Here is a 13,838-nt window from a genome sequence, read left to right as displayed (position 1 = left end):
ACGAAAAAAAAGATATTTTCCTTTCTGTTTCTCTGCGTCTCTGCGGTGAATTACTATCTGAACAGTTACAAGTATTTTAACGCTGAAAGGAAAGAGATAATTTTACTGAACTTTGGCAAAGATAGTTGATAGTTTATAGTTGATAGTTTATAGTTGATAGTTGAAGGACTATAAACTATACACTATAAACTATACACTATAAACTATAAACTATACACTATAAACCCTAAACTATAAACGAGTTTTGCATTTTGCTCTTTGGAGGAAATCCCTTTTGGACACCAAATCTGCATAGATTTCACTATTAGAGTTATTTTCAGACACCATCGAAAATTCAGACAAAAGCCATTTCCATACCGGTGTTACCTGTATTTTAGAACTGTTTATTGATATTTCATCTTCCATTGATTCAGTAAGAATCGTGCCGTTTTTTAAATCAAATTCTTTCATTACCGCAGTTAATCCGCTAATCTCTCTTTCCTTATTATTGATATTTAGTTCAGAACATACCTGATATGCAGAAATAACTTGTTTTCCCTTTTTTATTATAAAATCACATTCTACATAGTAATTATTCCAGTAAAATATTTCAAAATCGTCTCTTATGCTTCTACGCTTCAATTCAATAGCCACAATGTTTTCCAGGAGTTTTCCTCTGTTTTCACTGAAATTAAAAATCATAGCATTAATAAAACCATTGTCCATAATATATATCTTTTTAAATGTTGATAACTGTTCCTTGATTTTATATGAAAATTTATTTAAGGTAAAAACGAGAAAACTGTTTTCCAGATACCTTATATATTCAGCCACTGTATTTGGACTTTTTACTTTTAGATTTCTGGTTAGATTACTAATAGAAATTTTAGATGTAAAATAATTTATCAGCATAACAGATAGTTTCTCCAACACTGAAGGATACTTTATCTTGTAACGAATAGTGATATCCTTGACAATTACAGAAGCCCATAAATTTCTTAAAAACTCCTTACCGAATTTATAATAATCAAAAATACTACTTTCCTTAACATATCTGTCAAAGAATGAAGTAATCTTACTTCTCTCAGTGGTAGAATATGATGATATTATCCCAACATTATTGTAATCAAGGTATTCTCTAAAACTCATCGGAAAGAGGACAAAATCACTATATCTTCCTGTCAAATGGGTTGCCATTTCTTTACTTAATAGATTTGCGTTTGAACCAGTGATAATTATTTTGTATTTATCCCTTAATCTACTGACAAAGAGTTCCCAGCCACCTACATTTTGTATTTCGTCAAATAACAGATACTCAAAATCAGGATAGAGTTCATAAAAACATTCCAGAATAAGATTAAAATCCTGGATATTAAATTCAATCAATCTTTCATCATCAAAGTTTAAATATGCATATTTTTTGTTTTTCACAAGCTGGCTGGCAAAAAATGACTTACCCGCTCTTCGTAACCCGGTTATTAACAAGACATTCGGGTATCTTATATACCTTTCACATCTATCCGCACCTTCACGGGATATGACATTTGTATTCATAATTTTCTCAAGAATGTCTTTTTGTTGGTCAATAATTACATTCTTCAAGTATTCCTTGTTCATAGATGCCTCTTATAATATGTGCATTGTTATTGCGTATATTATACAATATTTATAATAGAATTGCAAATATTTTTTGCAACTGTTCAATTACTTCTTATTTTGTAATCGTCTAAATGGTCACCTTATTTTTTACTTAATTTGTAACTATTCAGCACGAAGGACACGAAATGGAATTTAATGTCTTGTAATTTTGGTAGTGTCTGACAATAACTACAATTTTTTGTAACCGTTCAGGATATAGCCACAGAGAACACAGAGGGAATATAGCAGTTATTAGTCAAAACTTTACTCAGAGTGGATAAGTAAAAAAAATCCCAAATCCCAAGCACCAAATCTCAAATAAGCACCAAATTTCAAGTCCTAAATACCAAACTATGGGGGTAATGTTTTGAATTTTGGTTATTTGAATTTATTTGGAATTTGGAATTTGTGATTTGGAATTTCATAGCCCTATCTATGTCAAATTTCGATTAATAAGTGCTATAATGCGTGTCCATTTGTGGCTAATTTCCTTAATTCTCTGTGAACTCTGTGCCTCTGTGGCTGAACGCTTACCAAAATAGTTATCTGGAGGATATGCCCGGATGTGTTCCTGTATGACATTCATCATGTTGAAACATTGGCCAGGGTAATAATTTTGAGGTATTTGTCTTTTTCTTGTTTTTCCCTTTATCTGGAGGGATATTGTATGTTCCTGGTCCAAAATCCCAACAATATACCTTTGAATCAAATGATGCCACAATTAATTCAAGCCCATCATCATCATCGATATTCCCTAATGCTGGAGTTGAGAAGATGGCACCTTCTGTCTGTAATGGAAATCCTGTAACCGATGTTCCATCTCCATTGAAGGCATATACCTTTTTATCTGTGCAACCAACGATTATCTCTATTTTCCTATCTTTATCAATATCTCCCAGGATAGGAGATGCCTGGATACCTCCGCCGCAAGTTACAGGCCAACCTTGAACTAAACTCCCATCTCCATTAAAGGCATATACCTTTTTATCATCAGAACCAATTATTATCTCCAACTCTCCATCTTCATCAATATCTCCTAATGCAGGAGAAGAGATAATTGCCCCGTCAGTTTGAACAGGCCAGCCAGAAACTAATTTTCCGTTTGTCTTAAAAGCATATACCTTTTTATCATTTGAACTTACAATTATCTCTAATTTTTTATCCTTATCTATATTTCCAAATACCGAAGAAGAAATATTCCAGAAACCGGCGAGGACAGGCCAATCAGAAAGTAATTTCCCTTTTCTATCCCAGAGGTAAGTATTTCCACTACAAGTCGTTACGGCTATTTCTAATTTACCATTTTTATCTATATCCCCTATGCTGGCACAAGACCAGGTGGTAGCATTAATCTTTGCCGGCCAACCTGGAACTATAGTTCCATCTTCATTAAAGGCATAGACAAAAATCGCCTCTCCTTCACCTATTGAGCCTATTATCACTTCTAATTTTTTGTCCTGGTCAATATCAGCTAATGCAGGCGAGGAGAAGATTCCTCCCATAACCTTTACTGGCCAACCAGGAATGGATTTACCAGTTTTATCCAGGGCATAGACCTCTGCCTCTAATGTTCCAATGACTATCTCTAAATTCCCATCGTTATTAATATCTCCAATAGCCGGAGATGACCGTAAAAGCCAGGCTTGAGGGAGTTTTACAGGCCAGCCAGGCAATAAACTTCCATCTTCATTTAAGACATAGACATTTTGATCAAAAGCCGCAGTAACCACTTCTAATTTTCCATCACCATCTATATCCCCTAAGACAATGGCAGATTGAATCCCTCCACCCGTTTTAGTAGCAAATTGTAATGTTGGACCCAAAACTGCGGTTGTCTCTGTTCCACCTTGCTCTATCGGCTGTTGTGCCAGACTTATGGATGTGACTGATACTATCCCAATGATTAAACTAATAAAAGTTATCTTTTTTAACATTTATTATCCTCCTTTTTCCTTAAACTGGAGTTTCGTGAATTTATTTATCATGGTTTAACCATAACCTTGCAATATAAATTCCAAATTTCAAATACCAAATTCCAAATAAATTCCAAACACCAAATTCCTAAACCTATTGCTTTATCAATTTTGTTAAAGGGAGTTGAATATTTTGCTCAATAATGTCAGATTTAGGTTTTTCAATAATTGAAGGACACACCTCTAACCCCTCTCAAGAGGGGAAGATAACTTTTCTTTAATTCTATTGCCTCATTGAAAAGCACTTCTCCTTCTTTTGTTTGGAATTTTGATTTTTGGTCATTGGAATTTATTTGTAATTTGGAATTTGTGATTTGGAATTTTGTAATTCACTCACTATTTTTTGCAACTCATGGTTTAGCTATAACTTTGCAATAATTCCTCTTCCTTGTGTTTTCAGGGGATTTCAATCTTCTAAAAATCACGAAACTATAGTTAAAGAAACTTAAGTAATAAAGACACTCTATGTGTATCCCCTAATATTCCATACGGAACAAAGGCATAATTAATCTGATAATCACTTATTTTTAATCCTACTCCATAACTCCAATGACTTTTTGAATCTAAATCAGTCTGGGATTTATAACCAGTGCGCAGAGATAGAAAACGCAGGAGAGTAATTTCTGTTCCTGCATTAACAGATACTTTACCATCTTCAGGTATATTTCCATCTACGGCTATAATCAAGATACGAGGTAATTTGTAAGCAAGACCTACTTTGATATTTAAAGGTAATTCTTCTTTTTTTTTAATAAATTTTATCTTTGTTCCAATATTTTGGATGCATAGTCCTAGATCTAAATCTTTAATGATGTTTTTGTATAACCAGCCGAAGTCAATCGCTATGCTACTTCCAGAGGTATTTTCATTTAATTGATAGATAGATTTTAAATGTAACCCAACTAATGAATGTTTAGATAACCTTTCAGCATAAGCTAATCCTAAGGCTAAGTCATAAGCATCAAAATTACCTGTCAGGTCTCCGTCATCATCTCTACCAATGAGGTCATTTATGCGGAGGTAGGTAACATTGCCACCTATGGTTCGAGCACGACTAATATTTTGGGCAAAGGCAAGGTAGTTATATTTAACATCTTCAAACCATTGAGTATAGGTTAATAAACACTCTTCTCCTTTAATCTGAGCTAATCCTGCGGGGTTAAAATATAACGCATTAACATCATTGGCAACGGCACAAAAGACATCACCCATTCCCGCTGGTCTTGCTCCACCATTAATTTTCAAGAATGTCGCACCGGTATTATTTTTTGCCCAGACAAAAGAACTGATAAAAAGAAATATACTTATGAAGATAAGCCTTTTCATCATTTAATCGACTGTTATTATACCATATTTTTAAAAAAAAGGCAAGAAAAAAATGTTAAACCGAAAAATATAGCGGTTATTAACTGGAAGTTTACATAGGATAATACCCATAAATAAGGCAGGAGAATAATCGTTCCGTTAGGAACATAATATCGGTAGGAATAGATAGACAAATCAATCAGTTCCGTAGGAACGATATATTGGTAGAAAATTTAATTCTAAGTAAAGTTTTGAATAATAACTGCTATAGACATAGGATAGAAAAAAAACGATAAAGCCCCTTGTATTTTAATGAGTTTTGTGTTATTTTAATACAGAAACAATTCGAGCAAGATATTCTGAAGCCGTTTGTAATCCAAAGATAAATTTCAATGGAGCATAATTGAATATAATGTAGGATTCATAGCCCAAAATGAGTATAAAAACACCCGTAATTACACAAAGAATAACCCGCCTTAATAAGGTATATTCTCCAGAATATCTATAGATAAGATGCGAGATAAAGATAGGGAAAAGAACTAATAGAATCAGACATCGAAAGATGAATTTAAAATACCCATCCTTCAAAGTTTGATTCCATTTCAGTAATAAATAAACGGCTAATAATCCATAAAAAATTACTACAAACTCGATTGTTGTTCTTTCAAATGGAAAAATCCATAAACTATTGATATAAAATATGCAACTTGCGAGGAGTCCACAATTTTGATTAAAATGCCTTCTGGTTAAAGCAAAGATAGTCATAATGATTAAAATTCCAAAATAGAAATAAATCAACTTAAATCCTATTGGAAATATGAAATTAAAAGAGATAAAAGAAGGTGTTAATGCCATTAGGAAGGTAAAAAATATAGTTATACCCAATAAAAACCATAAAATTATATTTAAGCCGACAGGTTTGATACCAAAAAGACATTTTATCTTATTTAATATAATTCTGATAATTGGGAATAATTCTATAATAAAGAATAAAAGGAGTATGAGCAGGGCTATTTTCCCAATCATTAGCCCACAAGCTAATATTATCCATCCAACACCATTGGCAAAGATAAATTCTTCGAGGAAAGAGGAAAATTTGACATTAGTCAGTAAAAATATCCTTCGACCTGAGGCATAACTTAATAAAGCCAATATAAATAAAAGGTATAATTCATCAAAGATATTATTTTTGCTTAAAAATAAAGCCAGATAAGAATAATGGACTTTGAAATAGAGGAATAAAACAGCGCTTATCCAGGAAAAGAATAGTAAAATTAACAGGGGTGTTATTTTTTTCATTTCGTTATTCCATACGGATAGATGCCGACTTCATCTTCTCCTTTAGGACCAAGGCTAACGGAGCTGTAATTATCTTTTATTTCCAGAGTAGCATTTCGGATGGTTATAGTTACGCCTTGAAATAAGGTATGTGATACATAAATTTTGCCACCAAGTGACTCTTGTATTCTCACCTCTAAAAATTCCTTTTGGTCAGTATATCGTTGTAATTTTACGGTTAATTTATTATGTTCGCGAATAAGTTTTTGTAGTTTAGCCTCTTTTTCAATAGGAAACTTTTCTTTTTCTTGTTTTTTCTTATCTTTTAGAACGGCAATATCTCTTTTTATTGTTTCTAATCTATTAACATCTCTTTGATAAACTCTATTTAAGTTATCTAATTGTTCTCGGACTCGTGGTGTGCCACCGACTTCTATTTTTGTGTAAGTTCCAGCTGGGGCACCAATTTCTCGAGCGTGGATTTCATCACCTGCTCTAACCCTACCTCCAATAATAGAACCTCGTTGTTTACCTTCTAAAAGGACAGATTTACCGGCGTCAGCCTGACTGTGCATAATTTCTTGAGTTACCTGAATAGTGCCTTTTGCCTCTACTTTAGCATTTTCAATATATTTAGCAAAGATATGTCCGCCGGCAAATAATCGTGCCGCACCTTTACCTTTTACGCCTTCTCCAATAGCAATACTTCCGCCAGCAGAAATATAGCATTTACCAACAGTATTTTTAATCTGGACATCACCCGTTGCCTCGACTTCAAAATCATCCTCGACACTCCCATCAATGATAACCGTGCCGAGGAAATATATATTTCCAGTTTGTAAATTAATATCTCCTTTAATTTGAATGGTATCTTCAACATTCACTTTATTATCTGCGGCTAAAATTACCTGGCCATTTGTCGTTGCAATTAATTCTGTGCCACCTATCGATACCTCTGTATTTCTTCCAGCAGGCATTTTTATATCCTGTCCTGGTAGGGCAGGAATTTCGAGGCCATTGATTAGTCTACCTGGCGTGCCTTTTCCTGGGGCTTTTTTTACCACTAAAACCTGTCCAGCACGAACATTCTCAATAAGATTTAATTTTTTAAAATCCACCCGACCATACTCATCTTCTTCTAATATTACTTTAGACCTATCTGCGCGGAATTTATATTCTAATGTTGCTGGTTCGCCCGGGACAGGTAAAATAGCCTCAGCAACCAATTCAGGCCTATTTTTCTGAGCAAATACTGCTTCTGCAAGTACCTTCTCTTTAATTCCCGCAACTACACCATTTTCTCGTAAGGCACACATTGCCTCCTCAAAAGTGGCTGGAAGTCCACCTACCTGAGGTGGAGTAACTATAATATATGCCTTTGAGTAATCCGGGGTAATCTCTAGTTCAATCTTGCCGTCTAATTCTAATAGCCTTTGTCTTGGTCCAACCATTATTGGTTTAGAAGATGGAGTTTCAACTGCTTTTTTAAGTATATCTTTATTAACATTCACAAAGCCTTTGGTTGCTGCATACATCAAAATTTCTTCTAAAGTAACTTCTTTTCCACTTCCTTTAGGGGAAAGTATAGATAAATATAAACCGCTATCCGTGTTGAAGAATTCAAACATTCCATCAATGTTATCTATTCTGGCACGCGAAATTTCTTCTTTTACCCTTTTTTTCCATCCTTCTTCCCACGGTCCTTTAATACCCAGTTGAAAAACCCGCATTAAAGAAATATCCTCGTCCGCTATTCCTATCTGACAATCTACCTCTGAAGGAGGTAAATTCAGGAGTTCAGCACCTATTTCTTTTGCCTCTGATAAAGAGGTGGCTTTAATAACTACTGATGGAGGTATTGTGGATGAATATATCTGAGATTCCAATATTTGCGTTCCTTGTTCTTTTCTTATTTCAGCAGGTTTATATCTGGATTGAACAACAGAATCTCTAAGTTTGTAATATAAGACCTCTTTGACTTCTTTTTTTATCTTTATGGTTATTTTCCCAATAGTAATTTTAGTTTCCGGGTAGATAAAAGAAGATGCCGAAACCTTACCATCTTCATCAACTATAAGTGTTGTTGGGAGATTATTTTCATTACCAATTATTTTTGCTTCAATCAAAGAATTAGCCTTAATCTTTCCACCACAAAGAATTCCTTTATCTTTCAGGAGGACATTTTGAGCCGTGATTTGCCCATCAATAATCTCTTCACTGACTACATTTCCTTTAGCCTCTAAAATAGCGCCTTTGATTGCTCTAGCAATAATATCTTTACCTGCTTTTATTTGGGCTTGTGGTAGAACCTCTCCTTTAACATTCACATTACCAGTTGCCTTTATTTCAACCCCATTATGAACATTACCACCGATTAAGACACTGCCTTGAAAATCAATATTTTCCTTTGCATCATTGGGGATTTCAAATATCCTTTCCACCTCAACTTTATTTCCTGTCCACATCACATTTCCAAATCCAGTCGCATAAACTTTTAGTCCATCTGGAGAAATAGCCGTATTATTACCTGGAATAATCTCAATATCTTCTCCCATTAAAGGAGGAACCTTTTCTCCAGTAACGGTTGTTCCTGGAATTCCATAACCGCATGGAACTTTTACGGCTAAAATTTGACCTGGAATGACTTCTATCGTTGGACATTCTCCTTCGGCGCCAAATTGATATAAAAAGTATGCACTTTCACCATTAGTTGGTGGTATTCCTGTAGCAATAAGTATTCTCTGATTAAATTGGTTTTCTATAATTGTCCGCCGAATAATATCCATATCTATATCTAAAATACCTTCCTCGTGTAAAGATGAAATTATTTCTTCAGGGTTAACTACTTTACCATTTTCTGGCGGGAAAAAGGTAAAATATGCCTTTGTTTCATTCTCATTAACTTCAAGAAAACCAAGTTTTCGTGAGCCATTTGTTAATATCTTTTTTTTCTCGTCTAAAAATTGACCTGTCATTTTCTTCTCCATTTTCTATTAAAATGTTGAACTCAATAATACCATTTACTCCTCATTTTGTCAAGTGAATTAAATTCGTTTGGAGGCATTCGGAAAATTCATGAACCTCTGGAATAGTATCTATTCAGCCACTGATTAACACGGATTAGCACGGATAAGTACAGAGGGCAGAAGGCAGAGGGCAGAGGGCAGAGGGCAGAAGGCAGAGGGCAGAGGACAGAGGACAGAGGACAACAGGAGGAAAAACCTTCAGCCTGATTACGGACACGGAAAACGGACACAGATTATGAATTTTCAGTGTTTTATCCGTGTAAGCGTTCAGCTACTTAAAAAAATAACTGTAAAATGTAAAATGAGCAATTAAAAATTTAAAAGTCAATTCTGTGTTCTGGCAGTAAGAATTGATTTCCCAATCATCTTGCATAATTCTTCAGCCTGATCAAGTATATTTTGTAACCGAGCCTGTGGAAGCAATTGTGCCCGATCTATTACCTTCAAGCAAGCTTTCAGTCATATCATCACCTTTTATTTCATCCATCCTCTCATTTTACATTTTTCATTTTACATTGCCCATTTTACATTATTATTAGATATTTTGCAATGACCTGAACGCTTACTCATCCGTGTCCATCTGTGGCTGAATAATTACCAATAAATTTTAATTTTTTCTCTGCGTCTCTGTGTCTCTGCGGTGAACAGTTACGATACTTTGTCCTTTGCGAACCGTAAGGTCATAACCGTTTCTCCCTCACAAACATTAGCATAATAATTGACAAAATGGTTAGGCTCAAGGAAAAATAAAATGGCATAAATATATTAATTCTGTCCCAGAGTATCCCTGCAATCAGAGAAGATGGCAAGGCACACAAACCTACAACCATCTGAAATAGACCCAAACCGCTTGCTCTGTATTCTACCGGGGTTAGTTCACTGACTAATGTTCTTTGAACAGGTTCTAACATCCCTTTGTGCAAACCGTATAAAACGAATGTCAAAATGATTACCCAATAGATTTGAATAAAGATAAAACTATAGGCAACTAATCCCCAACAAATATAAGATAACAGCAGGACTTGTTTTCTACCTATCTTATCAGAAAGTTTCCCAAAAGGTAAAGAAGAAATAGAAGCAGTCAGAGTAAATACCAAATACAGAACCGGGATAAATGTTACCTGAAAACCCAATTCCTTTGCATATACCAGTAAAAAAGAGTAACTAAAAGAACCCAGAGCAAAAAAAGAGCTTAAGAGGAGAAATAATTTAAAGTTTTTATCTAAGTTTTTCAGAGAAAATCCCTTGTAGATATTACCAGTTGCTGTTTTTTCTTTTATTAAAGCAAAAATTAACAAACTACTAATAGTTGATGGTATAGCGGCTATTAAAAATAAATTTCTATATCCTAATAATTCAACAAATAAGATACAAACTATAATCCCACATACCGCCCCCAAATTATCCATCGCTCTGATTAATCCAAAGTTTCTGCCTCTATTTTCGTTTGTAGAAATATCAGCCACAATAGCATCTCTTGGAGCGGCTCTTATTTTGCCTGCTCTATCTAAAATCCTGAATGGAATTAAATACTGCCAGGTAGTTGATAGAGCGTAACCAACCCTTGATACCGAACCACACAAATAACCTACCCAGATAAAAACCTTCCTTTTTCTCATTTTGTCAGAGATGTAACCAGAGGCGGCTTGTGATATGGAAACGATAGCCTCACCCAGTCCGTCGATGAAACCAAGAACAGCCATATTGGCTCCTAAGACAGAGGTGACAAATAATGGCCAGATGGGATAAATCATATCAGAACCTAAATCATTTAAAAATGATGCTAAAGCAAATATTTTAATTGGTTTTCTTGCTACTTCTTTATCCATAACAACTCGAATGATAACAAAAATCAGGAAAAAAGTCAAGGAAAAGTTACCACGAATTAAACGAATTTTACGAATGAATACTAATTATTAGAATAATGTAACCATTCAGGTAGTCTGGTGTCTGTGTTACATAGACTACCAGACAATTAGACACATTTTTATTCGTCCAATTCGTGAAATTCGTGGTATGTTATACTTTCCTATATAATCAAGGGAAAAAATGGTAGAAATCGTAATGGGTCAATATGATTCGTTTGTTTTCTTCTTGACATAACTACTTTATTCTGATATAATAATTTCACAAAAAGGAATTTAGATGATGAATTTAGAGTTACAAATAAGAGAAAAAAGTAATCAAAATGTAAATAAATGTCTTCAATGTTTGAAGTGCTCATCCGGTTGTCCCATCGCCTCCTGGATGGACTACAAACCTAATCAGATTAACCGAATGATTCAGATGGGAGACAAAAATAGAGTGCTTTGCTCTTCTGTCATTTGGTTATGTGTTGGATGTCAAACCTGTCTTACCAGATGCCCGATGCAAATTGATATTCCCAGAGTGATGGATACCCTTCGAGAAATAGCCATAAAAGAAAAAATACCCAGCAAACAACCAAATGTGACTATGTTCCATCAACTATTCCTTGATAGTGTTAAAAGATGGGGCAGGACACACGAGGTAGAATTGATTGGGCTCTACAAGCTAAGAAGTGCCAACCTGTTCCAGGATATGCAACTGGGACGGGATATGTTTATTAAGGGTAAGTTAAGTATATTCCCAGAGATTATTAAAGGCAGAAAGGCTGTGAAGCAAATGTTTAAGAGGTGTAAATAAAATGAAATTTTCGTATTATCCCGGTTGTTCACTTCATTCTACAGGCAAGGAATATGATGAGTCAACACGAGCAGTGTGTCATAAATTGGATATAGAATTGATAGATATTCCTGACTGGAATTGTTGTGGAGCCAGTGCGGCGCATAGCTTGAATCATAACTTATCTACAGACCTGAGTAGTCGCAATATCCTGCTGGCTCAAAATGCAGGTCTGGATATAGCTGTCCCTTGTTCAGCCTGTTATAGCAATCTCAAACAGGCGGATAAGGAATTAAGAGAGGATGGTGAGAAAAGACAAAGGTTGGAACAAATAGTTGGTATCGCACGATATTCCACCCCCTTACCCCCGCCAGCGGGGGACATTCAAAGGTTGGAACAAAAAGAGGGAGTTCCACTTTCCAGTGAACTTAAGGTCAGGCATTTGTTAGATGTGCTCTATCAGGAAGTAGGACAAATTGCTAAAATGGTAAAAAAACCTTTGTCCGGGTTAAAGGTTGCTCCTTATTACGGCTGTTTGATAACCAGACCACCACAAAAGGATGGATTTGATTCTGTAGAACAGCCACAATCTATGGATAAAATCCTTGATGCTTGCGGCTGTGATGTGGTTTCCTGGTCATATAAAACAGACTGTTGTGGGGCAGGATTATCTTTATCGCAATCTCCAGTGGTAGTTGAATTGGTGGGGAAACTTGTTAGTATGGCAAAACAGGCGGGTGCAGAATGTATTGTTACTGCCTGCCCGTTGTGTCAAACAAACCTTGAAATGCGCCAGGATGGAACAAATATGCCTATCTTTTATTTTACCGAGATATTGGGTCTGGCGTTGGGGATGAAAGAGGTAGAGAGGTGGTTGAAAAGGCATTTGATTAGACCGATAGGGTTAGTTGGGGGTTGTTCTTCAGGAGGATAAAACTGCAGCTACCAACCTACTAACTACTCTCTACTGACTACTAATTTTAGGAAAATAATAGATAAAAAGATGAAAGAAATCACTGATTTGAAAGATATATTTCACAAAAAGAGAAAAGAGGAAATAGAGGAGATAAAGAGAATACCTCCTTGCCAGAAGCTTAAATCAATCATTGAACTCTATTCGGTATCTAATAGTCTCCTGGAGATAAAAGAAAAAGATAAAAAACTAAGGCTCTACCAAAAAGAAAAGGAAGAAAAGAAAAAATCTTTCCAAGCCTTTATAAATAACCAGCGGACAAAGAAATGAAAAATGTATTTGAAGAAGGATTGATAAAATTTATCTCTGTTTTGGAAGATGAATCTATTGGGTATGTTATTATAGGCGCTTTAGCTTCAGGGATATATAGCTTACCTCGTGCCACATACGATATAGATGTACTAATAGAGATAGAAAAGATAAAGATACCTAAATTCTTAGAAAGTTTGAAAAAAAGTGGATTTAGTTTTGATAAAGACCATCTTTTGAAGGAACTAACCCAAGGCTATCTCTCTGAAGTTTATTATAAAGATGTAAGGATAGATATCATTCTCCCAGTTCTTCCTTATTTTAGAGAGGTAATAAGAAGGGCAAGGTGTTTTTCTTTATATGATAAAGAGATAAGATTTGCTACTTGTGAAGATGTAATCATTTTGAAACTTCTCTCTGATAGAGAATATGATAGAAAAGACATTGCCGGAATAAAAGAGATTCAAACAACTATTGATACTGATTATATTAAAAAGAATATAGAAAGATTGATAGGGAAAGAAACTCTTTCTTACCAGAGATTCCAGGAATTTTTTGGCTCTTGAGGGTATTGTTAAATAGGAACATAGGGTTCTGCAAAATAGGATTTGGGGGAGACAACAAATAAATATTAAATATTAGTAAGTGTTCAGGTGGTGTAACAAAAGGAGATGTGGAGATTAAGGAGATAGGGAGATATTATTAAAAAAATTGAAATTAATAGAAACTAATAGAAATTTATGGAAATTTGTTGTTTTCCACAATCAATTTCTA

At 34.8% G+C, this 13,838-nt stretch carries 10 protein-coding genes; 4 read left to right on the top strand and 6 right to left on the bottom strand.

What is annotated here, in order from left to right:
• Positions 1-231 precede the first annotated feature (231 nt).
• The 6 genes from AB1422_10185 to AB1422_10160 form a co-directional block, all read right to left on the bottom strand.
• Positions 232-1,596 carry an ATP-binding protein gene (locus AB1422_10185; protein MEW6619683.1) on the bottom strand — a complete coding sequence of 455 codons (1,365 nt, stop codon included), beginning with the start codon at positions 1,594-1,596 and terminating at the stop codon, positions 232-234.
• Between the two features lie 563 nt (positions 1,597-2,159).
• A complete protein-coding gene (locus tag AB1422_10180; protein MEW6619682.1) occupies positions 2,160-3,551 on the bottom strand; it encodes a VCBS repeat-containing protein in 1,392 nt (463 codons plus the stop codon).
• Positions 3,552-4,025: 474 nt separating this feature from the next.
• Positions 4,026-4,919, bottom strand: coding sequence for a PorV/PorQ family protein (locus AB1422_10175; protein ID MEW6619681.1), 894 nt, complete (start codon positions 4,917-4,919; stop codon positions 4,026-4,028).
• A gap of 300 nt (positions 4,920-5,219) precedes the next feature.
• On the bottom strand, positions 5,220-6,194 hold the full coding sequence (locus tag AB1422_10170) for a hypothetical protein (protein ID MEW6619680.1): 975 nt from the start codon (positions 6,192-6,194) through the stop codon (positions 5,220-5,222).
• Positions 6,191-9,148 carry a FapA family protein gene (locus tag AB1422_10165; protein MEW6619679.1) on the bottom strand — a complete coding sequence of 986 codons (2,958 nt, stop codon included), beginning with the start codon at positions 9,146-9,148 and terminating at the stop codon, positions 6,191-6,193. Before AB1422_10165 ends, AB1422_10170 begins: the two co-directional genes overlap by 4 nt.
• 731 nt (positions 9,149-9,879) lie before the next feature.
• Positions 9,880-11,028: an MFS transporter gene (locus AB1422_10160; GenBank protein ID MEW6619678.1), complete on the bottom strand. Its 1,149-nt coding sequence runs from the start codon at positions 11,026-11,028 to the stop codon at positions 9,880-9,882.
• A gap of 316 nt (positions 11,029-11,344) precedes the next feature.
• Here AB1422_10160 and AB1422_10155 point away from each other — a divergent pair, with 316 nt between their 5' ends.
• The 4 genes from AB1422_10155 to AB1422_10140 all read left to right on the top strand — a co-directional run bounded on the left by AB1422_10155 (position 11,345) and on the right by AB1422_10140 (position 13,630).
• The gene (locus tag AB1422_10155; GenBank protein ID MEW6619677.1) at positions 11,345-11,863 is read left to right on the top strand and encodes a 4Fe-4S dicluster domain-containing protein; all 519 of its coding nucleotides are present in this window, start codon (positions 11,345-11,347) and stop codon (positions 11,861-11,863) included.
• Position 11,864: 1 nt separating this feature from the next.
• Positions 11,865-12,776 (top strand): CoB--CoM heterodisulfide reductase iron-sulfur subunit B family protein, encoded by a 912-nt coding sequence (locus AB1422_10150; GenBank protein MEW6619676.1) that lies wholly within the window; start codon positions 11,865-11,867, stop codon positions 12,774-12,776.
• 69 nt (positions 12,777-12,845) lie between these two features.
• The gene (locus AB1422_10145; protein ID MEW6619675.1) at positions 12,846-13,085 is read left to right on the top strand and encodes a hypothetical protein; all 240 of its coding nucleotides are present in this window, start codon (positions 12,846-12,848) and stop codon (positions 13,083-13,085) included.
• Complete coding sequence (locus tag AB1422_10140) at positions 13,082-13,630, top strand: hypothetical protein (GenBank protein ID MEW6619674.1); 549 nt, start codon at positions 13,082-13,084, stop codon at positions 13,628-13,630. Before AB1422_10145 ends, AB1422_10140 begins: the two co-directional genes overlap by 4 nt.
• Positions 13,631-13,838: the final 208 nt, after the last annotated feature.

The sequence above is a fragment of the bacterium genome (genome assembly GCA_040757115.1).
GTDB lineage: Bacteria > UBA9089 > CG2-30-40-21 > CG2-30-40-21 > SBAY01 > JBFLXS01.
The sequence above is the reverse complement of the archived record's forward strand: the minus strand, read 5'-3'. Positions and strand labels throughout refer to the sequence as shown.

What these genes read in the sequence shown, in the direction of transcription:
- AB1422_10185 (MEW6619683.1), bottom strand. Translation starts at nt 1,596, where the DNA reads ATGAACAAGGAATACTTGAAGAATGTAATTATTGACCAACAAAAAGAC.
- AB1422_10180 (MEW6619682.1), bottom strand. Translation starts at nt 3,551, where the DNA reads ATGTTAAAAAAGATAACTTTTATTAGTTTAATCATTGGGATAGTATCA.
- AB1422_10175 (MEW6619681.1), bottom strand. Translation starts at nt 4,919, where the DNA reads ATGATGAAAAGGCTTATCTTCATAAGTATATTTCTTTTTATCAGTTCT.
- AB1422_10170 (MEW6619680.1), bottom strand. Translation starts at nt 6,194, where the DNA reads ATGAAAAAAATAACACCCCTGTTAATTTTACTATTCTTTTCCTGGATA.
- AB1422_10165 (MEW6619679.1), bottom strand. Translation starts at nt 9,148, where the DNA reads ATGACAGGTCAATTTTTAGACGAGAAAAAAAAGATATTAACAAATGGC.
- AB1422_10160 (MEW6619678.1), bottom strand. Translation starts at nt 11,028, where the DNA reads ATGGATAAAGAAGTAGCAAGAAAACCAATTAAAATATTTGCTTTAGCA.
- AB1422_10155 (MEW6619677.1), top strand. Translation starts at nt 11,345, where the DNA reads ATGATGAATTTAGAGTTACAAATAAGAGAAAAAAGTAATCAAAATGTA.
- AB1422_10150 (MEW6619676.1), top strand. Translation starts at nt 11,865, where the DNA reads ATGAAATTTTCGTATTATCCCGGTTGTTCACTTCATTCTACAGGCAAG.
- AB1422_10145 (MEW6619675.1), top strand. Translation starts at nt 12,846, where the DNA reads ATGAAAGAAATCACTGATTTGAAAGATATATTTCACAAAAAGAGAAAA.
- AB1422_10140 (MEW6619674.1), top strand. Translation starts at nt 13,082, where the DNA reads ATGAAAAATGTATTTGAAGAAGGATTGATAAAATTTATCTCTGTTTTG.